Annotated in this window: 23 protein-coding genes and 3 pseudogenes; 11 read left to right on the top strand and 15 right to left on the bottom strand. The window is 70.2% G+C overall.

Annotation, left to right across the window (positions count from 1 at the left end; translation table 11 throughout):
• Window positions 1–10: 10 nt before the first annotated feature.
• The 12 genes and pseudogenes from OG709_RS01000 to OG709_RS36005 all read right to left on the bottom strand — a co-directional run.
• On the bottom strand, window positions 11–505 hold the full coding sequence (locus OG709_RS01000; protein ID WP_329164345.1) for a M15 family metallopeptidase: 495 nt from the start codon (window positions 503–505) through the stop codon (window positions 11–13).
• 106 nt (window positions 506–611) lie between these two features.
• Window positions 612–956: an NUDIX hydrolase gene (locus tag OG709_RS00995; RefSeq protein ID WP_329164343.1), complete on the bottom strand. Its 345-nt coding sequence runs from the start codon at window positions 954–956 to the stop codon at window positions 612–614.
• The gene (locus OG709_RS00990; RefSeq protein ID WP_329164341.1) at window positions 916–1,653 is read right to left on the bottom strand and encodes a GNAT family N-acetyltransferase; all 738 of its coding nucleotides are present in this window, start codon (window positions 1,651–1,653) and stop codon (window positions 916–918) included. The genes OG709_RS00995 and OG709_RS00990 overlap by 41 nt, the downstream gene beginning before the upstream one ends.
• Window positions 1,650–3,098, bottom strand: a complete 1,449-nt coding sequence (locus OG709_RS00985; protein ID WP_329164340.1) for a phosphotransferase — start codon at window positions 3,096–3,098, stop codon at window positions 1,650–1,652. The genes OG709_RS00990 and OG709_RS00985 overlap by 4 nt, the downstream gene beginning before the upstream one ends.
• Entirely contained in the window at window positions 3,095–3,964 is an 870-nt protein-coding gene (locus tag OG709_RS00980) for a class I SAM-dependent methyltransferase (RefSeq protein WP_329164338.1), read from the bottom strand. The genes OG709_RS00985 and OG709_RS00980 overlap by 4 nt, the downstream gene beginning before the upstream one ends.
• Entirely contained in the window at window positions 3,961–5,229 is a 1,269-nt protein-coding gene (locus OG709_RS00975) for a protein-L-isoaspartate O-methyltransferase family protein (RefSeq protein ID WP_329164337.1), read from the bottom strand. The genes OG709_RS00980 and OG709_RS00975 overlap by 4 nt, the downstream gene beginning before the upstream one ends.
• Entirely contained in the window at window positions 5,226–6,713 is a 1,488-nt protein-coding gene (locus OG709_RS00970) for an NUDIX domain-containing protein (protein WP_329164335.1), read from the bottom strand. The genes OG709_RS00975 and OG709_RS00970 overlap by 4 nt, the downstream gene beginning before the upstream one ends.
• A 4-nt stretch (window positions 6,714–6,717) precedes the next feature.
• The gene (locus tag OG709_RS00965; protein WP_329164333.1) at window positions 6,718–7,665 is read right to left on the bottom strand and encodes an MFS transporter; all 948 of its coding nucleotides are present in this window, start codon (window positions 7,663–7,665) and stop codon (window positions 6,718–6,720) included.
• Window positions 7,649–8,683, bottom strand: coding sequence for a phosphotransferase enzyme family protein (locus tag OG709_RS00960; RefSeq protein WP_329164331.1), 1,035 nt, complete (start codon window positions 8,681–8,683; stop codon window positions 7,649–7,651). Before OG709_RS00960 ends, OG709_RS00965 begins: the two co-directional genes overlap by 17 nt.
• 265 nt (window positions 8,684–8,948) lie before the next feature.
• Window positions 8,949–10,814 (bottom strand): ABC transporter ATP-binding protein, encoded by a 1,866-nt coding sequence (locus OG709_RS00955; protein ID WP_329169027.1) that lies wholly within the window; start codon window positions 10,812–10,814, stop codon window positions 8,949–8,951.
• Window positions 10,815–11,553: 739 nt separating this feature from the next.
• Window positions 11,554–11,721, bottom strand: a complete 168-nt coding sequence (locus OG709_RS36010; RefSeq protein ID WP_443068566.1) for an aldo/keto reductase — start codon at window positions 11,719–11,721, stop codon at window positions 11,554–11,556.
• A gap of 896 nt (window positions 11,722–12,617) precedes the next feature.
• Window positions 12,618–13,946 (bottom strand): annotated as a pseudogene (locus tag OG709_RS36005) (DUF4158 domain-containing protein); the annotation flags it as partial.
• Between OG709_RS36005 and OG709_RS00945 the strand changes: the two are divergent.
• The 4 genes and pseudogenes from OG709_RS00945 to OG709_RS00930 all read left to right on the top strand — a co-directional run bounded on the left by OG709_RS00945 (window position 13,872) and on the right by OG709_RS00930 (window position 16,631).
• A complete protein-coding gene (locus tag OG709_RS00945) occupies window positions 13,872–14,519 on the top strand; it encodes a hypothetical protein (protein ID WP_329164327.1) in 648 nt (215 codons plus the stop codon). The pseudogene OG709_RS36005 and the gene OG709_RS00945 sit on opposite strands and share 75 nt — an antisense overlap.
• Before the next feature lie 466 nt (window positions 14,520–14,985).
• Entirely contained in the window at window positions 14,986–15,075 is a 90-nt protein-coding gene (locus OG709_RS00940; RefSeq protein ID WP_020930389.1) for a tryptorubin family RiPP precursor, read from the top strand.
• 84 nt (window positions 15,076–15,159) lie between these two features.
• Complete coding sequence (locus OG709_RS00935; protein ID WP_266644755.1) at window positions 15,160–16,209, top strand: cytochrome P450; 1,050 nt, start codon at window positions 15,160–15,162, stop codon at window positions 16,207–16,209.
• Window positions 16,210–16,368: 159 nt separating this feature from the next.
• Window positions 16,369–16,631: pseudogene (locus OG709_RS00930) on the top strand (WhiB family transcriptional regulator).
• A gap of 153 nt (window positions 16,632–16,784) precedes the next feature.
• On the opposite strand, the gene OG709_RS00925 reads toward OG709_RS00930, so the two are convergent.
• The gene (locus tag OG709_RS00925; protein WP_329164323.1) at window positions 16,785–18,002 is read right to left on the bottom strand and encodes a hypothetical protein; all 1,218 of its coding nucleotides are present in this window, start codon (window positions 18,000–18,002) and stop codon (window positions 16,785–16,787) included.
• 234 nt (window positions 18,003–18,236) lie between these two features.
• Between OG709_RS00925 and OG709_RS00920 the strand changes: the two genes are divergently transcribed.
• From OG709_RS00920 to OG709_RS35995, 5 genes and pseudogenes are all read left to right on the top strand, one after another.
• Entirely contained in the window at window positions 18,237–19,736 is a 1,500-nt protein-coding gene (locus tag OG709_RS00920; RefSeq protein ID WP_266644757.1) for an MFS transporter, read from the top strand.
• Between the two features lie 61 nt (window positions 19,737–19,797).
• The gene (locus tag OG709_RS00915) at window positions 19,798–20,448 is read left to right on the top strand and encodes a TetR/AcrR family transcriptional regulator (protein WP_250305082.1); all 651 of its coding nucleotides are present in this window, start codon (window positions 19,798–19,800) and stop codon (window positions 20,446–20,448) included.
• Window positions 20,449–20,611: 163 nt separating this feature from the next.
• Window positions 20,612–20,770: a hypothetical protein gene (locus OG709_RS00910; RefSeq protein ID WP_250305083.1), complete on the top strand. Its 159-nt coding sequence runs from the start codon at window positions 20,612–20,614 to the stop codon at window positions 20,768–20,770.
• 66 nt (window positions 20,771–20,836) lie between these two features.
• Window positions 20,837–20,999, top strand: a pseudogene (locus OG709_RS36000) (transposase); the annotation flags it as partial.
• Between the two features lie 40 nt (window positions 21,000–21,039).
• On the top strand, window positions 21,040–21,420 hold the full coding sequence (locus OG709_RS35995; protein WP_406116335.1) for a transposase: 381 nt from the start codon (window positions 21,040–21,042) through the stop codon (window positions 21,418–21,420).
• A gap of 238 nt (window positions 21,421–21,658) precedes the next feature.
• Here the strand turns inward: OG709_RS35995 and OG709_RS00900 are convergent, their stop codons facing one another.
• A complete protein-coding gene (locus tag OG709_RS00900) occupies window positions 21,659–21,793 on the bottom strand; it encodes a hypothetical protein (protein WP_329164319.1) in 135 nt (44 codons plus the stop codon).
• A gap of 59 nt (window positions 21,794–21,852) precedes the next feature.
• Between OG709_RS00900 and OG709_RS00895 the strand changes: the two genes are divergently transcribed.
• The gene (locus tag OG709_RS00895; RefSeq protein ID WP_329164318.1) at window positions 21,853–22,290 is read left to right on the top strand and encodes a universal stress protein; all 438 of its coding nucleotides are present in this window, start codon (window positions 21,853–21,855) and stop codon (window positions 22,288–22,290) included.
• A 192-nt stretch (window positions 22,291–22,482) separates the two neighbouring features.
• Here the strand turns inward: OG709_RS00895 and OG709_RS00890 are convergent, their stop codons facing one another.
• A complete protein-coding gene (locus OG709_RS00890; protein WP_250305085.1) occupies window positions 22,483–23,514 on the bottom strand; it encodes a zinc-dependent alcohol dehydrogenase family protein in 1,032 nt (343 codons plus the stop codon).
• A gap of 312 nt (window positions 23,515–23,826) precedes the next feature.
• Between OG709_RS00890 and ppk2 the strand changes: the two genes are divergently transcribed.
• The gene (gene ppk2, locus OG709_RS00885) at window positions 23,827–24,645 is read left to right on the top strand and encodes a polyphosphate kinase 2 (RefSeq protein WP_250305086.1); all 819 of its coding nucleotides are present in this window, start codon (window positions 23,827–23,829) and stop codon (window positions 24,643–24,645) included.
• Window positions 24,646–24,664 lie beyond the last annotated feature (19 nt).

Below are 24,664 nucleotides of genomic sequence, written 5' to 3'. Positions count from 1 at the left end.
TGGCGCGGTGTCAGGGCAGTTCCACGAGGCCGTAGAGGACGGCCGGCTGCTGGGTCTGCAGCGCCCAGTACCGGTCGCCGAACGACCAGTGCCACCCCTCAGTCCCGTAATTGATCAAGCCTGCGGTGGACAACGCGCCGCCCGGAGTGGCCCGGTTCGTGCGGGCCCGGGCGCCCAGGTCGGGGGCGACTCCTCGAGGGAGGCGTTGATGCGCGTGCCCATGTCCAGCTCGCGGGCCCTGGTCGTCGATCAACGTCACGTCGACGGCCGTGCCGGCGGAGTGCGGCGCGATCTCCGGCGGTGAAACGAAGCGGCTGACGGCCTCCCGAAGCTCGGCGGCCCGCCAGCCCGGATGGACACGCGCGAGCTTGCCGGAGTACTCCTCGAAGTACCGGCGCTGCAGGGACGGAGGCCGGTAACCCTCGATGAACAGCAACTGCCCGCCGGGGAGCAGCGCTTGCGCCTGCTGCAGCCGCGTGAGCACGCCCTGGCGGACGTGGGCCATGCGCCCGCCGTGTCCGGTTTGCGGGCGTCGACGAGAGCCTCGCCGCGCTCCTGGACGGGGATCGCGGCGACCCGCCGGTCGGACATCAAGACGATGCTGCTGGTGGTCATGCGTCCCCCCAGGTGTCGACGTATGCGGCCACGCCGGTACGGCGGGCGTCCTCCACAGCGCGCAGCCGCGCGAAATCGCGGGCCGGCATCAATGCCTCCCACTCGGCCAGGGGCAGGACGCGGGCCTCGTCGTGCTCGCGCGCGTCGAGAGTGAGGCCGCGGATCTGTTCATCGGTGAGGCGACCGCCATCGAAGATCAGCTGCAGCGTGCTGTACGGACGCTGCGCCCGGGGCTGCCCGTACACAGTGGCCAGCAGCCGGGGCGGACCCACGGCGGTCATGCCGGTCTCTTCCCGGCACTCACGCACCACCGCGTCCCAGGGCCGCTCGCCCAGATCCATCGCGCCGCCGATCATGTGCCAGGGATGGCCAGGGGTGGCCGGGGGAGTAGACGGAGTGCAGCTGGAGCGGCCGGTCGTCCTCGTCGGTGGCGTAGAGGCACACGAACGCGGCCGCCCGGGGCAGTGAGTCGGCATACTGCTGCGGCGGCACCCACGTCGAGTCCGGCTGCGCACCGGCCGCTCCAACGACGGGCTGGCTGCGACGGGTCATCCGCATCAGTGCCGGACTGCCGCTGAAGCCCAACTCCCGGTACAGGAGCGCGGCCTCCGTGCTGGTATGCAGCTCGAACAGAGTGACGTCGGCGAGGTGGTCGAGGAGTGTGGAGACGACGGCCCGGGCATAGCCGCGGCGCCGGTGGTCCGGGTGCGTGGCGACCACGTGCACGCGGGCGGCCCGGCCCCGGGGGTAGGCCGGCCCCGCCAGGACGGGGTGGATCAGGCCGAGGGCGCAGGCGGCCATCGTGCCGTCCGGGGCGTCGACGGCGAAGGCCCGCGCGTCTCCCTCCGGCGTCAGCCGTGGCGCCAGCTCGTCCGTGCACCGCCGGACCCACTCCTCGGTCAACGGTGAGGATAGGACGTATTCGGAACGGATCCGGATGATGGCCTCGGCGTCAGCGGGCGTTGCTGCGCGGACCGGTGTTCGTCCGGCGGCGTCGTGCGGCTCGGCCTCGGCAGTGGGTGCCGTGTCGGCGTTCATGTCGCATCTCCTGTCGGTGAGAGGGCTGCATGATGTTCGGCGCGTAGGCGGGCCAGCGTCCGGCGGCCGCGTTCGACCAGCTCGGGGTCACCGTGGGCGGCGCCGTACGAGATCCCGCTCACGGAATCGAGAGCTGCGTCGATGACGAGGCGGGCCTCCTCGGCGGCGGTCAGGGACCTGCCGTACCCGGCCAGAAATGCCTCGAACAGGTCAGGGCGGCCGGCCCAGGCGTCGGACAGGCGGACCAGATCCCGTACGGCCGGTCCCGGCTCACTGCGCTCAAGGTCGATCACCGCTACGAAGACGTCGGGATCGGCCGGGCCGTTCGCGGCGTCAGGGGTGTAGAGGAGGATGTTGCGGAGCTGGAAATCTCCGTGGGTCTCCACCCACTCCAACGGTTGCAGATCTTCGGCCTTCCGGACGAGGTCGCGGACGAACTCCTCATCACCCGGGAGCAGATGAGACCGTGCCCCGGCCAGATGCCGGTCGGCCTTGGCCACGGCCGGGCCGCTGCCGGCAGGAGCGGGCCGTGGGGGAGAGGACTGGTGGATGCGGCGCGCCAGCGCGCCGATCCGTTGGAAGACCACCCTCTCCCGGTCCGGGGCAAGGACGGCACCGTGCAGCGGGCGGCCCGGCACCGCGGTGAGGACCACCGCCCGCAGTGTCTCGTCGGCCGCGACCAGCCGGGGCGCGGCCGCCCCCAGCTCCGGCGCCCACGTCCGTAGCCCCCGCACTTCCCTGCCGTGGAACCGCTCGCTCTGGTGCACCTTCACGTACCAGGTGCCGCTCTGGACGCCGTGGACCCGCCACACGCGGCTCTCCTCGCGCGCCCATGAGGTATCCGTCCACTGCGCGATCCGGCCGACCGCCCGCTCCGCGAACTGCACGACCGCAGCGTCGGGACGGGCGGCAGACGCCTGGCCGGTCACGTCCGGCACAAGGCGCAGCCGGTCGGCGCCGGAGTCGAAGGCGATGCTGTCGCCGGGCAGTTGGAAGTGCACGGCGAGCGGCGCGCCGGCGCTGTAGGCGTCCAGGCCCGCACGGCAGTACGCCACCATCTGGGCGGGCAGGGCGGTAAGGGGCGCCCAGTCCATCGCGTCGCAGACGTCCGGCTCGGCGATCTCGGGCTCGCCCTTCCACCGCCGAACCTCGAAGAAGTGCCCGGTACGAGAGGCGCCTCCTGGGCTTCGGTGGTGCACGGTCACGGCGGCCCGCACGTCGGCCGGGTCGATGACGACCCCGGTCTCCTCCCGTGCCTCGCGGATCAGGGCGGTGACCACGTCCTCGTGCGGACCGTCCAGATGCCCCGACGGCAGGTGCCACAGGCCGGTGGCGTACACCTGCCCGGCCCGCCGGGACAGCAGAACCTGAGGCCCGTCGGCGGTCTCCCGGCGCAGGATCAAGTGGACGTCCACCGGCTCGGTGTGCCGCTGCCCGCCGCTCACCGCGCTCCCTCCGGACGGCGGGCGAGCAGAACCCTGAACATCGCGTCCTCGACCAGAGACCCGTCCACCGCCTGCGCGTGGAGAAGGGCGAGGGCCTCGTCCTCGAACGCCTGGTGCCGCTCTGCGAAGAGCTCAGGAGCGGCGAAGGACGTGGTGCGCAGGTAGCCGAGTACCTCCTGCGGCGCCCACGCGCGGGTCACCGGGAAGAGGTGCTCGGTGACGTCGTTGAACGCCGAGTCGGCGAGGTCCTCCTCGTACGAGCGGCGGGGCTCGGCGTAGGAACGGCGGGCGCCCGCCCGGCGCCCGGCGCCCAGGCAGCGCTGGATCAACTCGCGCAGCGCACGGGTCCAGGCCGCGTCGTGGGTCCACAGGCTCCCGTCGCCCATGATCGCCACTGCGGCACCCGGTGTGGCAACCCGGTCGGCCATCTCCAGGACCGCCTCACCGTTCATCCAGTGGTAGGACCGGCAGAAGGTGATCAGGTCCGGGCCGCAGTCCGGTTCGCCCGGCAGCGTCGCGAGCGGCTCATAGGCGTCGGCCGCCGCGTGGACGAGGGTGAGGGTGCAGTGACCGAGCACAGGCTGGAGGGCCTGCCTGGCCTGATGCAGCATCTGCTGGCTGACGTCGACCACTTCGATGTGCGTCAGGGCAGCGCCGGCGGACAGGAGCGCGAAGGGCACCTGCCCGGTTCCGGTACCCAGGTCGAGCAGCACCGGGGACGGCCGGCCCCGCAGCGTGCCGGCGAGTAGGCGCACCGCTGCCTCCGGCAGGCCGGGGCGGTGGCGGGCGTAGGTCAACGCCGCGCCGTCGAACATGGATTCCTGATCCGGTGCAAGGCCCGGAAGGGGCCCGTCGGGGTAGGTCACGAGGTGGCTCCCTCATCGAGCGGCCGGGGGGCGGGTAGTTGCCATGCCAGGCGTCCGCACTCGGACGCGGCGCGCTGCCCGCCGTCCGCGTCGAAGTAGAGGCGGTAGCGGTCGGGAGAGCATGCGGCCCGCCACCGGTCGGCGAGGTCCTGGATCTCTTTCCAGATGTCCCGTGGGCCGTCGACGGTGACGCTCCAGCGCCGGTGGCCCACCGGCTCCGCGCGCATCCAGGATCCGCAGCTGGGTGCGCCGATCGCCAGGTGCTCAGCGCCGAAGTCCCGCACCAGACCTCCGCCGAGGAGATGATCGGCCGCCAGCCAGAATCCGCGGTCGCTGTCCGCGGGCGGCGCCAGCATGCTCCGCTGGGTCCACGCGCCGGACTCGGCGGCCATGCGCTGCCGGAACTCCTCGCTGAGCCAGATCCGCGCCATGCCGTGCCCGGCACGGTGGGCGAACTCCACGGCCCGCAGCTCCGCAGTGACATACCCGTCTGCGGTGCGCCGGACGACGGCGAGGCCGGGCCACGACGGGGACGCGCTGGTCACGTGCGCCAGCAGCTCGGCGCCTGGCGCGAGTTGCTCCACCAGGGCCGTCGGCACGCACTCCACCGTGTACGACAGGAAGATCCGATCGAACTCCCGGCCCGGGAGGCCCTGTTCGCCCGAACCGCACACCACCTGCGGCCGGAAGCCGAGATCGGCCAGGCGGGCGGCGGCCGCGTCGGTGAGGTGCTGGTCCCGATCAAGGGTGACCACCCCCTGGTCGCTGCAGACCTGGCAGGCCACTGCGGCGGTCACCCCCGCGCCCGTCCCGACGTCCAGCACCCGCAGACCCGGGCGCAGATCCAGCTCCTCCAGCAGCTCGACGGTCAAACCCATCACCGTCGACATCGACGTGATCGACGCCCCCGACCGCGTCCCGCGCGCCCGGCCCAGCAACGGCTCCCCGTCATGCTGGACGAGCACACTGGCCCCGCCGTACAGCAGCCCGAGCAGCTCGGGGCGGTCCAGCGGCGCCGACCAGTCCAGCAGATCCCACCGCGGCACCTCCTCTCCCGGCCCGCTGCGCCGTATGTACGCCTGCGGCATCAGCACTTCGCGGGGCAGCGCGAGGAGAGCGTCGCGGACCGGGCCCGGCCCCAGAGTCCCTTCCTCCTCGAGCCGGGCGACCATCACCGCCCGCGCGGCTGCCGAATCCGTTTCCGCATCCGTCGGCGTGGCCCCGCCGACCGGGCCGGCGGCGGAACAGGTGTCCAGAGTGCTCATCGCTCGCCCCAGCCCTGCTCGGAGTACAGGCGCCCCCAAAGGATTCCGTCGATCGCCATGCGGGTGTACGGCACGACCGCTTCCGGCAGGTCCTGCGGCTTCCACCACCGCCACTCCACGCACCGGTCGGGCTCCAGGACCTCCGGGTCGCCGGTCCAGGAGCGGGCCTGGAAGACGAGCCCGATCCTCGGCCGGGCGTCTGGGGAGTCGACGTGGTGCACCGTGTGGACGAGATCGACGTCCTCGGGCGCGATGGTAAGGCCCGCTTCCTCTTTCGCTTCGCGTACCAGGCAGTCGATCGCCGTCTCCCGCTCGCAGTGGCCGGCCAGGAAGTGCCAGGTGTCCGGCGCATAGGCCGAGTTCGGGTGGCGAAGCCCCAGGAGGATCCGGCCTTGGTCGTCCTGAAGGTGCAGGTGGACACCCACGATGTGCAGCTGGGTTCCCGGCGGGACCTCGTCGGCCAGCGGCCCAGTGCCGACCGCCGGCTCCTCCGCCGCGAGGTGCTCGGCGGCGTGCCGCCGGATCAGCGCCTCAAGCCCGGGGCTCAGGCGCAGCCGGTCGAGCATGTCCACGGTGCACCACGTCAGCAGGACACCTTCGCGGAGATCCACTGCCTCGGCATCACCGCTCCAGTGCCCGGCGTAGACGCTGATGGGCACCGCCAGGCCGTCGACGCTCGTCGCCTCCTGGACGGCGAAAGGCATCAGGCCCGTGGGCTCCAGGCCCGGCGTCTCCTCTGCCAGCTCGCGCCGCAGTGTCGCCTCGAGGCCGGCATCGTCCCGCGACCGTTTGCCTCCCACGAGGGCCAGGACCCACGGCTCCCAGATGCCTTCGCGGTCATCTCGTAGATGAAGGAGGTAACGGCCAGCTCCGTCGTGGATCAGGGCGTTGGCGCTGACGGGCTCCGGGCGCCCATCCAGGCCGTGCGGCTCGGCAGCGAGGAGCTTGGCCCGCAGCGTAGGGGAGCGCACGTCGGTGTACGGAAGCCACTGGGCCCCGGCGACTTCCTCGTCCTGGAGAGCGACCGCGGGCGGTTGCTCGGCGGTGAGGTAGAACGCGAAACGGAAGTCGAAGTGCTGGTGAGCAGGCTCGCCTTTGGCCGCATCGGCGTCGATGTCATGGACGTCCACGTCGATCGGCTCGTCGAGGAACTGCGGAGTCAGGCACAGGTCGCCGGGACACAGCCCGGCCTCTTCGCATACCTCGCGCACGGCCGCGGCCAGGAGCGTACGGTCACCCGCCTCAGCGTGGCCGCCTGGAGCGAGGAGCAGCCCTGTCACCCGATGACCGATGTGGAGCACCCGACGGTCGCGGTCGATGACCACCGCGCTGCAGGTGACGTGACCGGGCAGCGTGGCGCGGCTGGACGGCTCCTCGGTGCCGTCGAGGACAGCCAGCAGCCCTTCCAGAGCGCCCCGTTCCTCGGCGTGCCGGCTGAGATAGGCCTCGACGGTCGCGCGGATGTGAGAGCGGGAGGGCGGCACGTGATCACCTCGAATGTTGGTGGGCAGGAAGTAGGTACGGGGCGAGAGGGGCGCGCCCGGCGGCGGGCCCGCCGATGACGGCTCCGGGCCAGGGGCCGGGTCCGCCGGCCGCCGCGCCCAGAGCTCCGAGTCCCAGGACCACGCCGAAGGCGGTCGCGCTCATCGCAAGGGACCGGAAAAGGTGGAGCGCCCAGAGGGTGTTGAGGAGTGCCAGGGCGGCCGACGTCGTGGCGTTGACGAGGGTCAGTGTGCGCAGCCGGCGGTCGCCGTGCACGTAGCGCAGGCCCTCACCGATCTCGGTGTGCAGTCGGCGGCTTTCCGCTGCCGACCGGGGGCTTTTGGGGGCCCGAATGCGGGCGGTGCACCAAGCGCTGACGAGGTAGGAGAGGACGTCCCCGAGAAGCGCCCAGGCCGGGCCGAGGAGCGCGGTCAGGGCGGCGCCGAGGTTGCTGCCCGCGGTGGCGGCGACGGCGAAGAGCCCGCCGACGCGGCTGTTGCTCCGCTTGATCAGGGACCGGTCGACCAGGCTGGGCAGGAGACTGATCGCGGCAGCGTCGTGCAGTACGCCCGCCGCGCCCTGTACGGCCGCGACCACCATCAGCTGACCCAGGGACAGCCGGTTCAGCGCGGCCGCCACCGGCACGCTGGCCAGCGCGGCGGCGCTGATGAGATCACCGGTGATCATCTGCTTCCGCTTGGAATGGCGGTCGGCGAGGGCCCCGGCGGGCAAGGCCAGCAGCGCGGGGGGCAGTTGGCCCAGGAACGTCAGCCAGGCGACCTCGGCGGTGGTCGCGTCCAGTTCGAGCACCGCCAGCACGGGGATCACCATGGTGCTGATCGAGCTGCCGGTCACGCTGGCTGCCTGCCCGGTCAGGTAGCGCCGAAAGTTGCGCTGTCGCCACAGCGAGGGCCGGGTGGCGAGAGAGGACGAGGGGTCAATGGAGGAGGTCATGGAGCACCTCCTCGGCTTCCGTCAGGCGCTCGCGCAGCTCGACCATGGCCGCATGCCGGTTCCGGCCGTACGCCGCGAGCTCCGGGGTGACAGCGGCCGGGTCATCGACGGCCTCGGACAGGGGATACACCGAACACGCCAGATATCCGGCGGCGACCCGAGGTACGGCGAGGAGTTCTTCGGCCGGCAACGCTGGGTTGGCTGCCCGGTATGCGGTGATCGCTTCGGCCAGGCCGGTGGGCCAGTGCGGCTCTGCCAGAACGGTGCGCGGGTCGAGGACGATCCGCCCGAGCTCCCAAGCGGGGCTCCGGTGACCGGGCGGCCGGAAGTCGATCAATGCCGCTACCTGCTGTCCGCGCAGGAGCAGGTTGGGCGAGGCCAGATCGCCGTGGACGGTCTGCACGGTCAAGGACGCCGGGAGCTCTTCGAGCATGGCGGCCACGGCAGGCAGCGCCTCGTTCCGTCGGACGGCGGTCTCCCGTGCCCAGGTGGGAAACTCCGAGGTGGGCGGCCTCTTGCTGAAACAGGCGAGCAGTCTTTCAAGGCGCTGCCGGGCCCGTTTTACATCGCAGACCTGCCGGACGGGCACGCGACACGGCGGTCCGGCCGGGTGGCGGGCGAGCGTGCGGTGCAGCCGGCCCACGGTCTCGCCGACAGCGGCCCACCGCTTGCCGGACAGACCGCCTTCCGCTGTCTCGGCACCCTCGACGAACGCGGCGACGGACACTGACAACCCGCCGCCCGTCGCGATGAGATCACCGTCGAGGGTGCGGCGCATCACCGGCACCGGGGCGCTGCCGAGCGCGGCGAACTCGGCCAGCTCGATGGAGCGCCGCTCGGCGCCCAGATCAGCGCTCACCGGATAGGCCTTCACGAACCATCGCCGGCCGTCGGTATCCCGGGCCACGTAGTTGCAGGTGGCCGTCCCTGACGGCCCCTCGGAGACGTCGGTCGGGATGATGCGGTAGTGCAGCTCCAAGACTCCCGCCACGACCATGTCGCCGGACCGGGCGCTCATCGCCCCACCTCCGAGCTGCCGGGAAGCGTCGTGCGGTTGGACGGATCGTCAGGGCTGTCCAGGGCGGCAAGCAGCCCGGCAAGAGACTCTCGCTCATACGGATGCCGAGTCGGATAGCTGCCGACGGTCGCGCGGACGCGGGGGCGAGCGATCGGCACGTCAACACCTCGGAGGAACATGGAAGGACTGGTGGATGGGGCAACGGTGTGCGGGGCAGCCGGGGTAGCGGACCCGGGCGAAGCTTGTGAAGTAATGTCGGGGTCCCTCATGCGCGGGTCCCGTGCCTTTCGCCGTCCGGCTCCGAGGTGACTTGGTAGGACAGCAACTGCTGGAACAGGCCGCCCTCTTGTCCGGCGAGGTCCTTGTAGGTGCCCTCTTGCACGACTCGGCCCTCGTCGAGGACCACGATCCGGTCGGCGACGGCCACGTTGGTGATGCGGTGTGTCACCAGCAACACCACCCGGTCCTGGGCCAGGTTCCGCAGCCGCTGGAAGATCCGGAACTCGGCACGGGGATCGAGGTTCGCGGTCGGCTCGTCGAGGACCAGGAGCCCTGCCTCGCGGAAGAACGCCCTGGCGAGCGCGATGCGCTGCCACTGGCCGCCGCTCAGCTCCTCCCCGTTCAGCCACTCGCGGGCCAGGAGGGTGTCCAGGCCGGCGCCGAGCTTGTCGACGACCTCGTCCGCGTCGGCGGCCTCGCACGCTTCACGCACCGCCGCGTCACCGCGGGCCGTGGGCTGCCCCTGGGTCACGTTCTCGCGCACCGTCAGCGGCCAGTGCGCGTAGTCCTGCGGTACCAGGGCGACCTGCTGCCACAGCGACTGCGGGTCGGCATCGTCGGTGGGGACGCCGTCCCACAACACCTGCCCGCCCGTGGGCAAGTACAGGCCGCTGACCAGCTTCGACAGCGTTGACTTTCCTGAGCCGTTGAAGCCGACCAGTGCGGTGACCTCGCCCCGGCGCAGAGTGAGCGATACGTCGGACAGCGCGTCCTGGTCCTTCCCTGCGTAGCGGTGCGAGACCGACTTGATCTCGATCTCATCGGGTGGCGTCGGCCGGTGCTCGCCGCGGCGCATGGTGTATCCGCCGGCCAAGTCGAGGAACCTGCTCCAGTCGTCCATGTACAGGCCGGTGCGCACAGCACGGGCCCCGACGGCGACCAGCCCGCGCACCGATTGGCCCGCCGTCTGCAGAGCGAAGACGGCCGTGCCGGCGTGCCCGACGCTGATGCGGCCGGTGGCCAGCAGCCACACCACCGCCGCCCACACCACTCCCGATCCGAGGCCGCCGCACAGCGCGCCGACCAGCGACATGCGGGCACCCTTGTCGGCCGCGGTCCGGTCCTCGCGGTTGATCCGGGTCACCGTCTGCCGGTACCGGCCGGACAGGAAACCGGCCATCGTGCCGGCGCGGATCTGGTCGGCTGCCTCGCGGGTGAAGATGTGCCAACGCAGCACCGACAGAATGCGGTTGTCGCCGTTGCTCCGCAGGTTCGCCAGGTAGCGGACCCGGGCGGCGCTGACCTGGGCAAGGGCCTGCGGCAGGCTGGCCGCGACCAGGAGGGGAAGGAGCACCCAGCTCACACCGGCGAGCACGATGGCCCCGGCCAGGAAAGAGGCAGCCGAGGCGATCAGGTCCTGGCCCTCGTTGATCAAATCACCGGTGACCTGCGCTCCGCGGTCGGCGGCCTCCCGGTCACGGTTGAAGTCGGGGTCGTCATAGGCGGCGAGCTCCACCTCGGCGCAGCCGGTGAGCAGCATCTGCTCGGCCTCGCGCGACATGAGAGGGCTCAGCCGGGAGGAGAGCCAACTGACGGTAATCCCCAACAGGGCCCGCACTCCGGAAGCGGTGGCCAACAGGGCTACGGACGGCCATGCCTGAAGGAGCCGGTGGTAGACATCTCCGCTGGTCAGCAGTGCGGTGAGGGTACCGCTGATCGCAATCAGGCCCAGGGCTTGCATCATGCCGGCCACCGTCTGGCACAGCAGCAGGCCGGTGGTGGCCCGCCGGTCGACCCGCCAGGCGAGTGCCAGCGACCGCCGGACCAGCTGGGGCAGGCGCCGGGCCATGTCGCGCATGCGGATGGAGCGGCCGGCCGCTTCTCGGCTGCCGGTCAGGTCGACGAACCGCATCTGGGGCTCGGGGCCAGTCGTCTCCGAGGGGGAGACCTCCTCAACTGCCTCGGCTGCGCATGAGCCGTCAGGTTCGTGCTGCGGTCCAGGCGGTGGTACCGCGGCCGGGGTGGTGCGCGGACTGGGGATGTTGTCGGCTGCTGCATCGGTGGGCTCGCTCATGCTGCCCACTCCGTATCCGGTTGTGATGAGCGGCAGACGTCGGCGTCGGCCCTCTGCGTATCGACAGAGAGATGGTCCGCAGCAGGCTGTCGTTGTTCGAATCCAAGAGGCTGATGCACGGGGGCGAGTACAGGATTCATTTCATCCTCCATCTGGGCGCGCGAGGGGTACTGGTGCTCTAAGAAACGCCGTCCGTCCGGGGCCGTCACGGCCTCGGACGGACGAATTCTTCGAACGTGAATACGGTCATGATGTACAGGGCAGTGCCTGTGGGCCTGGACGCTTTTGAACTCACACGTTCGAGTGGACGCGGGTTGGGCGGCACCCGATCAGGCTCTTGCGCGGTTGGTGTCGGACCCTCGCTGCGGGCCGGAACAGGATGGGTCGGCGTGGCACCCGTCCTCCAGGTAGCAGTCGTGCGGTCCGAAGTCGGTGTGGTTCAAGGTGAGTAGGCCGAGGTACTCCACGCCCAGGTTCTCCAGGCTTTGCTCCGCCTGGCTGTGCAGGTTGAGAGGGCTGTATGCGTTGAGGGCCGGTACCTCTGTAGGCCCCGATCGAGCACGTGATCCGAACTTCCTTACGACACTTGGGCAAGAATCCGGCCCAGCAGTCTCAGAGAGTGGCCGAGACCGTAGACGTCGGAGGTGTCGTAGACAGTTGCCCCCTGTGCGTGGGTGCTGAGGAGGGCATCGACCGCGTTGTCGTCAGCAACGGGCGCCCACCCTGCTGCGTGGCCCTGGTTGATCGCTGCCCCCCCGATGGGGTGGCAGCCGACACCGAGGGGATGCTCGTCCCATCCAGCGATCAGGCGTCACCGGGGCAAGTGAGAAGTCACGACGGGCTCGCTCTCATCGCGAAGACTGGGGCGGCGACTCGGCCCGTTGCGGTGTGGAACGGCATCGAGGCGAGAGCCCGGGGAGGTTGAAAGAGAAATGGGGCGGTGTGCGGCGGCTTGGCCAACCCCGTTCCTGCCGTGGCATTTGTCCGAAGGTGACGTCCCGTTGCCCAGCGGCTCATATCGGGGGTCATTTCCCGGGCGAGAACATGCCGTGTCGACTCGACTCGTCCGGAAATGCCCGCATCTGGTGACTGAGTCGAGAGTTCGAAGGCTCATCTGAATGACCCCCGAAGCCTTCGGCCGTCTGGTCCGACGGATGACGGCCAGGGCAGGCTGGTGATCAGGCTCCAAACCGTTGGATCTGAAGGCAGTTTGACGCCCCCACCACCACATGAGCTCTATCCCGCCCGGTTGGCAAGAGCACCTGAGCTTCCCCCGTTCCGTCCACCTCTAGCCGTCGAGTCTGCGGACGTCAGATATCCCCGCGTGGGGTGCCCTGGCCATCCCGCTCGACGTCCAGAGACCCGGCTCCAATTCCCCGAGGACCTTCCCCGTGACTGCGATCTACGAAGCCGCCACCGTGGTGCTCGGCGTCACGACAGCTGCTGGTGCCGTTGGCACGGTGCTCCTGGCCCGTTCACGTACAGCCCTGGCCCCCGGCCACGCCACGATCGAGGAGCAGAAGACGACGCAGAGCCACCTGTTGGCAGCCGCGGGCACGCGCCGGAGGGCGGCTCGCAGACGACGCCCTTCCCCGGTGTCGGGGATCTTGACCCGGTCAGGATTGATGGACGCGAGGCGGGCGAGGTGGTCAGGTCCTTCATACGGGTCCGGCCGTTACCCAGGTGCACGAAGGCGTCCAGGAACCCGGTCCAGGCGTGGACCTCGAACAGCAAGTCCGGCAGGTCGATCTTCGGAAGCATCTTTTCCACCCGGCTGCGCAGCCAGGCCAGGGACTTCGGCTCGCCGAGCGCATGGAGCTTCTCCACGTTCAGCTTCGCCCGCCCGTTGGGCTGGACCTCGATGCTGATCTTCGCGTCCGTGCCAGCCTCCTCCAGGTGCTCGGCCATCTGCTTCCACCTCGCGTCCAGAACCTCCGTCAGCTCCCGCAGGTGCTCCTCGGTGTCCTCCTCCAGGCTCAGCCCGGCCAGGACGTCCTCGCGCACCGCCTCCCAGTCCTTGCCGTCCAGCAGGCGGGCGCGCGGGTCGGACCAGCGGTGCGAGGGGGAAGCGAAGATGTCACGGCGCTGGAGCGTGCGGAACAGCTGCTCCAGCACGCACACCACATACGCGTCACGGTCGACCGCTCCCTGCGGCAGCTCGGCGTTCGCGTACACCGCCTTGCGCCAGTGTCCCGGCACCAGCTTGTCGTCGACCTCCCGCGGCAGCAGAGGCTTCTCGCCCACCTTCCGACGCGACAGCGCCGGGAGCCGCTTCACCCCGGTCAGGACGCGCATCCCGCCGGTCGCCGCCCCGAGCGCCCTCGACTCGCCCAGCAGCGACAGGAACGGCTTGACGGTGTTGTAGCGCAACGCCAGCGCCCCGCGCGGCGCACTCTCGGCCGTGCCGTCGTCCTCGGGGACCAGGCTCACCACCACGCTGGCCGCGAAAGCTGGACAGCGCCGCACGGGGCGCGACCTCCTCCAGTGCCGCCCACAGCGCGGCCACGTCCACATCGCAGCCGCTCTGCTCGATCAGCTCCAGCTCCAGGCGGCCCAGCTGGAAGGCGGCGACGTCCTCAACTCGCTGCAACGCGCCCTTCATCGCGGTACCAGTGGTCCGCGTCGGCGGCTGGCGCATCCGCTCCAGCTCCGAGTACCGCTTGCCCTCCGGCGTCTTCAGCGTGGCGACCAGATCACCGGGCAGCGCGGGGTCGGCCTGCCGGGCGGCCTTCGCGCCGGTGGTGTGCAGCCGCTTCTCCGCGATGACGCGGACCTCGGACACCTGCCGGGCCAGCACGCTCACCCCCGGCAACAGCACCCGGTGCCGGCGCAGCCAGCCCACCGAGTGGTCGAACAACGCTTTGGCCCCTCGGCGTGCGCCGTCCACGCCCGACCGTGCAGGAACGCCCGGAACCTCCGGCCCTGGGCATGGCCCTCGAACGGGTGGTAGCCGTACGCGTCGCAGATCTCCCCAAGATCTGTGCCAGAACCTTTGGAGATCAACGAAGCCACCGCTGCTGTTTCAGCATCGCGCTCCACACCGCCCGCGACCAGGTGATGCAGGCCGCGGGCATCGTCAGCGCGGACACCGATCGGGAGACTCTTCTCGGGACAATCGGCCGCCGGATCCTGACCGGCCTGCTCCCGCCCCGCCGGCAGCGGGTCAGTACCCGCAAGGTCAAGTCACCGATGTCCCGCTACAGCGAGCGCCACGCCGACGGCCGGCCCGACACCAGCCGCACCGTCACCCGCCTCGACGTCACCGTCCTCGAACCCGTGGACCCGTCACCCGCGCTGCCCACAGCATCCCGGGACGACCGGCACGCCAACCCCGCCGGGCGGCGCCGACACCGCATCCTGGCACTCCTCCAGGAAGACCGCAGGCGCCTCTGGCAACCCCGCGACATCGCCGCCCACTTCGGCGACATCACCCTGGAAGCCATGTACGGACAACTGAATCGGTGGGCCGTCGGTGGGCTCGTCCGCAAGCTCGGCCCCGGCCTCTACGCCGCAATACCATGGTCCCCAGCCCCACTTGCGTGACCAGCGAAAACGCTAACCACCCGGCCTTGGGTCAAGGTCCCACCACCTTCACCCAGAAGCAGCCGCAGCCGACCGTGGACATCACGGTGGACCGGACCCTGTCGCATGCCAGAAGGGTGTATGTCGTCTCCACCGACACCCCGTGACGGGCCGCGTGCTCGGCAGGTCGGGTCGCGTCCGCAGGCGCCAGGGGCCCCCGTTCCGTAAAATCTCCGCTGCTACATCGCAACCGCCAATACTGCAGTTCTATACGGAACTTGGGATGTGCATCCACTACATCGGGATCAATCGACCGCCTTGCCGCGGGCATATTGCCACCGCACACTCTGAACTACTGCCAAACATCGGGTGGCTGTTCTTTGCGGTGACGCAGGTCACTTGACGCCGTGGGAGCCTCGGCATTCACTTCTGCCGCAGCCGAAGACCGTTCGGCGGCCTGCAACTGGGGAACAGAACCTTCCCCGCCATGGAGGTCCGGATGAAGTTCGTTCGTCTCGTGAAGCGGATGCGCAGCGACAAGAGCCTCAAGGCGTACGCCTGGTACGGCTGGATCTGACCGGCCCACGCCCGTAGGTTCTGGAAGCCGGTGGGGGGCCTGACCCGATGGCCCGCCACCGGCCCGCGCTCCCGGAGGTTCCCGATGTCCCAGCGACCGATCGTCAGCCACCGCGGCCGGCAGGTGCGCTTCGCACCCAAGATCGACGCGCTGCTCAGCCGCCACACCGGCCAGGATCTGTTCCGGCTGGAACCCGACACGATCGGCGTCGCGGGCGCCGACCTGCTGGACGCCCTGCTCCGCAGCCGGCCCGCCAACACCGAGGAGCGGCCGACCTTCAAACCCGTCCGCGGCCGGAACGTCGAGCGGGCCGACGCGTCCGCCTACATGCAGGCGGTGGCGGCAGATGTGCGGCAGGCGCTCCAGCGCCCCCTGGAGACGCCGGCCGACCTGACCGGCCTGTGGCCGCAGGTGCCGCACGACTACCTCCGGGACCTGGTCTTCGGGCGGGAGCTCGGGCGCTTCCGGGTCCTGGTGGACCGCCGGCTGGAACTCACCCCGAAACTGACCTGGTCCGCCGTCACGTCGGGCGCCGCCCTGCTGCGCCGCCCCAGCCACACGGAACCCCTCTCGAAGCTGGCCACTCTCGTCCTCGACGCCGCCGCCTACCCGGACCGCCGGTACGCCATGTACCTCTACCGGCGGGTGGCGGCGCCGATCTGCTTCACGGTGGCCGCGCTGGTCACCAACGCGGTCTGGCTGGGCGCACCGTTCGACGACGCCGTCCCGAACCGGCATCTCATCGCGGAGGCGCTCCGGCTGCTGCCGCCTTCCTGGAACATCCTCCGGGTGGCCTCGCCCGAATTCACCGCGGTGGACCCCCGGATCGGCCCGGCGGACGACGTCCTGCTGCTGCCCCTCCTCAGCCACCGCGACCCCGCCCTGTGGGAGGAGCCCGATGCCTTCCTCCCCGAGCGGTGGGCGGATCTGGACCCGGACGACCACCCCGGATACCTGCCGTTCGGCCACGCCAACGAGCGCTGCTGGGGCCGCCACATGGTGCTGCCGCTCGCCGAGCGCCTCCTCGATCTGGTGCGCCGGGACGGCCTCACGGTGAGCCCCGCCCAGACCGTCGGCCGGGTCGAACTCGACGGCCTGATGGAGGTCTCGGAGGTCAGGGTGGAGTGGGAGTGACCTGACCGGCGGGCTACCCGGACCGACTCGGCCCGGGGGACCGTTCGAACACCGGAGTTGCGGCCCCTGATCATCCGGACGGACCAGACATGGTCACGGGCCCGCGTTCCGAGCTGTAGCCCGCCACAGTCGCGGGCAGTTCACCGTCGGGACGGGTCTATGCGGTGGCTCCGGGGTCCACGGGCCGGACGCAGAGCCAAGGCACTCTGCACCGGCTGCCCGGTGCGCACCGAATGCCGCGCCTACGCTCGCGATAACCGCATCGAGCACGGAATCTGGGGCGAAGTGAGCGCGAACGGCGGGCTCTGCTGCGACGTCGCCCTCTGGTCACGTCCTGGCGGCGCCTGCTGGAAGCCGCCCGATCGGAACACGATCGGCTCGCTGTTGCCGACGAAGAACAGGCCTGGGACGCCACCGGGTGACCTGGGGTCGGCGCAAGTCCCGCGCTGCGCGGCTACGGGGCCACTCGACCCGCGCATCCAGCGGACCTGGCCGCCTTCTCCCAGGGGCGCGGTATCCCACCTACAGCAGGTCCACCTCCGCGTCGACGTACCCGAACTCGCGGGCCATGTGCATCAGCGCCTCCCGCAGCAGGCTCTGGCGCTCCGCCCCCGGCCCATGGTCGGCGCGGCCGTGATGGTGACAGCCATCCGCGACAGGGTGCCACCGTCGCTCGTGCCGAGCGACGCCAGGTCGACGAGCGAGTCCAGGGTCGGCAGGACGCCGTTGTCGGCGGGCTGTTCGCACGTGATCCGCAGTTCGGTGGTGGGCGGGGCGGCAAACGACAGCCCGGCTGGGTCACCGACAATGTCGGGCAGCAGCTCGGTAGCCGTCTCCCACGTGTTCAGCAGCACGGCCTGGACCTCTTCGAAGCCCAGCCGCGTGTCCCGGCCGGGGCCAACGGCTGCCGCCCACGCCTGCGGGTTCTCGATCAGAACGTCCGCGCAGGCGACCCCGGTGGACTCCATCGTGGTGGGCAGGGCGAGCATGACGGACGTCTTCAGGGCCGGGCCGCCGTCCGGTCCGGCGATCGTGCACGAGTAGCCGACGCAGCGGGCCGAGTTACCGAAGGGCCCCCGTTCCCAGCGAGTGGCGGGCAGATTGGAGCCCCGGCGCTTGGACGGCATCGTCACCGCCCCGGCCACCGGGCTGTGCGGAAGCTGCTGCTCGAGCAGAGCGCGCCGGGGTTTGCTGATCTCCAGCCGGCCAGCCTTGGCCCAGGGCAGGTTCACCACGGCGCGCAGGCGCAGCGTCGGCGTTTGCCCGGCAGTCCAGTTCTCGGCCGACCGGCCCTGGTTGAGGCTGAAGCGGGGGAGCGGCTGCCACCGCCACACGCCGCGCTCCGAACACGTCAGGCGGCCCGCGCCCCACGATCCGCCGTCGAGGTCCACACTCCGTGAGTCGGCCGCGATCACCCACGGCGTGTCCATGCCCTCGGGCGGGCAGGGAAAGCCGATGGCCGCGAGTGGACCCTGGCCCGGTGCATGCCGGCCGGCTTCGGCGATCGCCTGCCAGACGGGCGCGGCGACGGCGACCGGAGGATATCCGGCCACCAGACACAACACCCAGCCCGGCTCGCCGTCCCGCTCATGGTCTAGATCCTGCAGAGCGGCCGCGCCCTGCGCCCATGCCCAGCCGACAGGCCGTCCCAGTCCTGCTTCGGCCGATTGCTCGTAGGCCGCGCGCATCTCCCGCTTGCGGTCGGGCAGACGGGCGAACCGGCGGACATCGCTGTACGCCGAGTTTTTCGCGTACGCGTCGACGATCTCCTCGGCGCCCGGCTGACCGGGCAAATTTGAACGGAGCGCTCCGCTCCGATAGATTTACATTCACCGGCCGGGCGGCATGACACTCGCGGCGTGCGAGTACGGCGCACGCGGTTCACGCGCGGTCGTGACGCCTCCGCGTCTCCTGCCCAGCCGCCATCACATCGGCGCCCGGGACGGCGGCCGGACCTATGCCGGGCGTACCGCCCCCGCTCCCACGCGGCGTGCTGCCGCCGCCCTCAACCTCAGAAGGAGTCGTCAGTGGACGACAACAGAACCCAGCACCGTGGCGCGATGGCATCGCGACCGAACTTGGTGCTGGCGGCACTGCTTGCCGCGGTGGGCTGCTTCTCGCTAATGCAGACCCTGGTCATTCCCGCGATGTCCGTGCTCGCGCAACGCCTGCACACCGACACCGCCACGGCCGGATGGCTGATCACCGCATTCCTGCTCGGCGGGGCCGTCCTCACCCCCGTACTGAGCCTGCTCGGCGACAAGTACGGCCACCGACGACTCCTCGTGATCGTCCTGCTCATATTCCTCGCGAGCACCCTCGGGGGCACCGCCGCCCCGAACATCGGCTTCCTCATCGCGATGCGCGCGGTGCAAGGCGCCTCCATGGCCTCGCTCCCACTGGCCCTCGCCATCGTCCGCGAAGCGATGCCCCGGGAACGGATCGCCTCCAGTTTCGGCACCACCGCCGCCATGCTCGGCGGCGGCGCGGGTATCGGGCTGGTCCTGGGCGCCCTGATCATCCAGCACACCTCGTGGCGCTGGATGTTCGGCGTCGAAGCGGTGTTCATCGCGCTGGCGACCCTCATGGTCATCGCCTGGGTGCCGGAAAGCCCCGAACGCCACAGCAAGCGCGTCGACGTGCCCGGGGCCGTTCTCCTGGCCGGCGGGCTCGTCGCCCTGCTCCTGGCGATCACCGAAGGCACGAAGTGGGGCTGGCTCTCCGCCGGAGTGCTGTCGCTCTTCGCGGCCGCCGTGGCGCTCTTCGCCGTACTCGGCGTGGTGTCGGCCCGCCGGTCCGACCCGATCCTCGACCTCCGGCACATCACCCATCTGCCGATGCTCGTCACCAACCTCGCGGCGCTGCTGATCGGTGTCGTGCCGTTCTTCTTCTACGTCCTGGTCCCGCAACTGCTGCAGCTGCCCAACGGCCTGCCGCCTGCGCTCCGCCCGGCGGCCTCCTACGGAGGCGGCCTGACCATCGTCCAGGCCGCACTGCTGGTGCTGCCGAGTTCGGTCTGCGTCGTCCTGGCCGGGCGGACCGCGCACTGGCTGCGTGGGCGGCTCGGAGCCCGGGCACCCCTGGCCGCATGCATGACGCTGATGACGTCGGGAGCCGTGCTCACCGCGTTCTTCCACGGCTCCCCGACGCAGCTCGCGCTGTGGTTCTGCCTGATCGGCCTCGGTGCGGGCTACGGGTACGCAGCGCTCGCCGACCTGGTCGCGGCCCTCGTGCCGCGCCGCGAGATCGCCGCAGGCAACGGGCTGAACACCGTCATCCGGACGGTCGGCAGCGCCGTGGGCAGCCAGCTCTCCGTCGGCTTCCTGCAGACCTTCACCGTGGACGGCACGCCCGTGCCCGCCGAGAAGGCCTTCACGGTGGGTTTCTGGGTCGCCGCCGCGCTCGGCGCCCTCGGTATCCTGCTCGTCGGGGCCCTGCGCATCCGCCCGCACCACGAGGAGCCCACACCCGAGCCCACCGTGGCAGCACTGGCAGCACCGGTTTCCGTCCTCAGCAACCCACACTGACCCAGTCAGCCCGCCCACGTGGCAGCACCCGCGTTGACTGCCGCACCGAAGGAGCACGAGCATGCGCGCCGACCGCACCGAACCGCCCCGCGGACGCCAGAAGGAAGCCGACCGCAACGACGAGCGGATCCTGCGTGCGGCACGTGAAGTCTTCGCCGAACACGGCTGGGACGCCCCCGTCTCGGAGGTCGCCCGCCGTGCCGGCGTAGGCATGGGCAGTCTCTACCGGCGCTACCCCGCCAAAGAGGACTTGGCCCAGGCGCTGCGTGTGGAGGGCATGAACGACCTGGCATCCCTGGCCGGCACCGCCATGGCCGACCACCCCGACCCCTGGGCCGCACTCGTCGCCTTCCTGCGAGCAACGCTGTCCACCACCGGCACCGGCTCCCTCCTCCCTCTCATAGGGGGCCGCCTGCCAGCCACCGACGAAGTGGACGCCGCGGACGACTGCCTCCGGGCAGCACTCGACGTCCTGGTCGACGCCGCCCACCGGTCCGGCGCACTACGCCCGGACTTCAGCTCGGCAGACCTCCTGCTGCTGCTCGCTCACCTCAACGCCCGCCTGCCCACGACCACCGAGCGCGCGGTCGAACTGCACCTGCGCTACCTGGACCTCGTCCTGAGCGGTCTTCGCAACCCCGCGAACACCGGCATCCAATCGGTCGGCCCGCCCACCTGGGCGGAGCTGAGGGATCTCTGGAACGCCCCGTGACCCCGCTCAGCCCGCACTGACACCCAGCCAGACCCGCGCGGGCCTGGCCTGCCTGCGCGACATCATCTCCGAACGGGGCTGGCCGCCCCTGATCTGGACGAAGAAGGACGGCTACCGGTTCTGCACCGACACCGCCGAGCTCCAGGCATACGAACTCGGGTTCGTGAGGGAGGAGCTGACGGAGATCCGCCGGTTCATCACCGCCGTCGTCGGCCCGCACGCCGTTCTCCAGCCGAAGGGACGGTGGATCAAGCACCTGAACACCCAGCTCAGCTCGGTCGAGTCCACGCTCGACATCATCTCCGACTTCATCGACACCTGACCGGGGTTGGGAGACGGCGCGGCCGTTCCCCAACTCCCGTCTCTGGAAGGGAGGTTCGAGTTGTCCCGGAGCCGCTGCTACCCCTCCGACACCTTCCCCGACGAATGGGCCCTCATCGAACCCCTTCTCCCGCCGCCGGCCTGCGAGTCCCCCCAAAGGGGGACGCCCTGAGAAGCACTCTCGCCGCGAGATCGTCGACGCGATCCGCTACGTCGTCGACACCGGCTGCAAAGGGCCTGCCGCTGTTCGTCATGGTCACCCCGGTCGGCATGACCGATCGCGAAGCGGCCAAGGAAGTGCTGTTCCGGCTGCGGCTGATGTACCCCGAGATCACGATCGTCTGGGCCGATTCCGGTTACGCCGGACAGCTGGTGACTTGTGCGAAGAAACATCTGAACCTGACGCTCAAGACCATCAGTCGGCCGAAGGACGCCGTCGGGTTCGTCATCCTGCCTTGTCGGTGGGTCGTCCAGAGGTCGCTGGCGTGGATCATGCATGCCCGCCGTCATACCCGCGACTACGAACGGCTCATCCAGCACTCGGAATCGTTGATCACCTGGGCCGCGATCACGCTGATGACCAGGCGCATCACCCGGCGGTCCTCCCGAAGGAGCGGACAGCCCGCCTCCCGCGAGGCCAACCGGGACTGATCGTTCTCAAGTTCACGGTCGGCAACTTCACCCGGACCGGCCCAGAGTCCCGTCCAGGAACCCACTTTCCCACGAATTCCTGCCTCAGGAGCGGGCAGTGAAAGATGGCCACCGATCGGCGGCCCACTCGGGCCCACTTGGCCAATCAGGAGGCGGGGGCCAATCTCATCCCCATCGAGTTCTTCTGCGGCAACCGGCTCCTCGAACAGCATCCTCCAGTTCAAGAGGTCCGCCTCGTTCATCGGGAAGGTCTGATCCGGAGTGAGCGCCTGGCGACGGGCAACGGAATCATCCACTCATCAGGCGTCAGCCGAAGCGCGTTGTGCTCCTTGGCCAGCTGGCGAGCCCTCGTGGTCTTCCCTGCCCCCGGCATCCCTACGACGGGCCGTCAGGGTGGTCCGACGGCATCGGCGGGACGAACAGGGTGGGGTCGTGGTCGGGTTGGGGCGCAGCACCGCATTCCTCGAGGTTCTGGACTACGCCTTCGGCGAGGCACGCCGGCGTGACAGGGGTGTGGCGGTGGTGCATGCGTGGATTTGCCCGCGTACCGAGAGCGCCACGGCCCACACCGGGCAGTACGACGAGGCGCGCGACGCCCATCGTCGTCAGGCTCAGCAGTGGCTTGACGGGACGGTCGCCGGGGCCGCCGAGCGTCACGAAGGCGTCCCCGTCCGTAGCTATGGGGTGGAGGGGCCGGCCGGCGATGTCCTCGCGGAGGCCAGTCGGGAGGCAGGATTGTTGGTGATCGGTGGACACTCCCGGCATGCGGGGACGGCCGGACAACTGAAAAACGTCGGTCATCGGGTGCTCCATCGCGCTGGCTCCATCGCGCCGGCTGCACCGTCACAATCGTTCCGGTCGAAGACGTGATCGCTTGTGGGCGCCGTCGTACGGACGTCCATGTTGCCCACAAAGCCAAGGGGCCTGAGTGGGGCTCGGTGAAAATCGCAGGCGACGTCGAACCGTCCTCGCCGGTGATGCCACCCGCGGGTGAGACCGGGGGGCCACCGGTTCACCACCCACCGGGCAGCGCCTGATGGCCCGATCTGCCCGGAAGCCGGCTCAGTCGGGAACGAGCACGGCGGCACCGTGGACACGGTCGGCCGCCAGGTCGGCGAGCGCCAGATCTGCCTGGCTCAGCGGGTAGGGGCTCACGGTGACCTGGATACCGATGCGTTCGGCCAGGGCCAGGAAGTCACGGCCGTCCTGCCGGGTGTTGGACGTGACGCTGCACAGATTCCGCTCCTGAAAGAGGTGGCGCTGGTAGTTGAGTACCGGAACGTCGGTGAGGTGGATCCCGGCGATCGCAAGCGTGCCGGAGCGGTCCAGCGCCTCCAGCGCCACCGGCACCAGGTCGCCCACGGGGGCGAACAGGATCGCTGAGTCCAGGGGCTCGGGAGGGAGGTCGTACGCCTCGCCCGCGGAAGCTGCACCGAGTTCCAGCGCAAGCGTGCGTGCCTGCGCCGACCGCGTCAGCACATGGACGGTGGCCCCCTCGGCCATGGCCACCTGGGCCGCCAGATGGGCCGATGCCCCGAAGCCGTAGATACCCAACCGCCCGCCTTGGGGCAGTGCGCTGCGACGAAGCGCACGATAGCCGATGATCCCGGCGCACAGGAGCGGTGCCAGCGCAGTGGCATCCGGAGCTTCCGGGAGGGAGTACGCGAAGGCTGCTGGCACCAAGGCCAGTTCGGCAAAGCCACCGTCCGCGTCCCACCCGGTGTAGGTGGACCCGGGACACAGGTTCTCCCTGCCGGACCGGCAGTAGCGGCACCTCTGGCAGGTGCCACGAAGCCACGCCCCGCCCGCTCGGTCACCGGTACGGAACGAGGTCACTGCTTCGCCCACGGCGACCACCCGGCCAACGATTTCATGGCCGGGCACGGTCGATGGCCGGCGCGGCAGGAGGTCCCCCTCAGCCAGATGAAGGTCCGTTCGGCAGACACCGCAGGCCTCCACCCGCAGCAGCAGATCACCTGGGCCCGGGACGGGTGTTGGCTTTCGGCTGCGGATCAGAGGACCACCGCTGATCGGCCCCGGTGTCTCGACGGTCCAGCCACTCTGTACCTCCGCGGCGGAGGCGGCGAACGTCATGACTCAACTGTGCGGTGGCTGCCGGCCGGGGGCAAACGGGGGCCGGTGGTGTCGGGACCTCTTCACCGGGCGGGTGAAAACGCGTCAGCCACGCCGTGCTCGGCTTCGCTGTCCGAGCGTGGGTTCAGTGAAACGCGTCCGTCGTTCCCGCTCTGCCAAGGGATACACCGCACACACGTACAGAACGGACGAGCCTTGTTGACGGGCGGGGTCTCTCGTAACTGGGAGACCTGTGTCTGAAGGCGAGCTTCACGGACCCCGTTCGGCCCTCCTGCCTGAGCCAGGGACGGCAATCCTTCGTAGGGTCGTCCCATGGCGGAGTCACCGGGCAACGGGAAGCGTGCACGTTTGCCGCGACCCGTATACGAGCGGGAGCTGCACCGGCTTCAGACTGAGCTGGTACAGCTACAGGAGTGGGTGCGTGCCGAGGGCGCCCGGCTCGTGGTGGTCTTCGAGGGGCGCGACGCGGCCGGCAAGGGAAGCGCGATCAAACGTGTCACCCGGTATCTGAATCCCCGGGCGGCCCGGATCGTGGCACTTCCCCGGCCCACCGAGCGTGAGCGGACTCAGTGGTACTTCCAGCGCTACATGGAGCACCTGCCCGCGGCCGGCGAGATGGTCCTGTTCGACCGCAGCTGGTACAACCGGGCCGGCGTCGAAAGGGTCATGGGCTTCTGCACCCCCTCCGAGTACCAACTGTTTCTACGGCAGTGCCCGGCTTTCGAGCGGATGCTGGTGGAGGACGGGATCCTGCTGCGCAAATACTGGTTCTCGGTGAGCGACGAGGAGCAGGAGCGGCGTTTCCGGCGCCGGCTCAAGGACCCGACCCGCCGCTGGAAGCTCTCCCCCATCGACCTCGAGTCGCTGACCCGGTGGGAGGACTACTCACGCGCCAAGGACGAGATGTTCGTGCACACGGACATCTCGGAGTCACCGTGGTACGTCGTGGAAAGCGATGACAAACGCCGGGCCCGGCTGAACATGATCGCCCATCTGCTGTCCACCATGCCCTATTACAACGTCACCCCGGCGGCCCTCACGCTGCCTCCCCGGCCGCCGGCCACCGGCTATCAGCGGCCGCCCCGGGACCTGCAGACGTACGTACCGGATCACGCGGCCGGGCTGGAATAGCGCCTGCTCCCACCCTCAA

This window comes from Streptomyces sp. NBC_01267 (assembly GCF_036241575.1).
Classification (GTDB): domain Bacteria; phylum Actinomycetota; class Actinomycetes; order Streptomycetales; family Streptomycetaceae; genus Streptomyces.
Note: the sequence above shows the minus strand (reverse complement) of the source record. Positions and strands in the feature narration are given on the sequence as shown.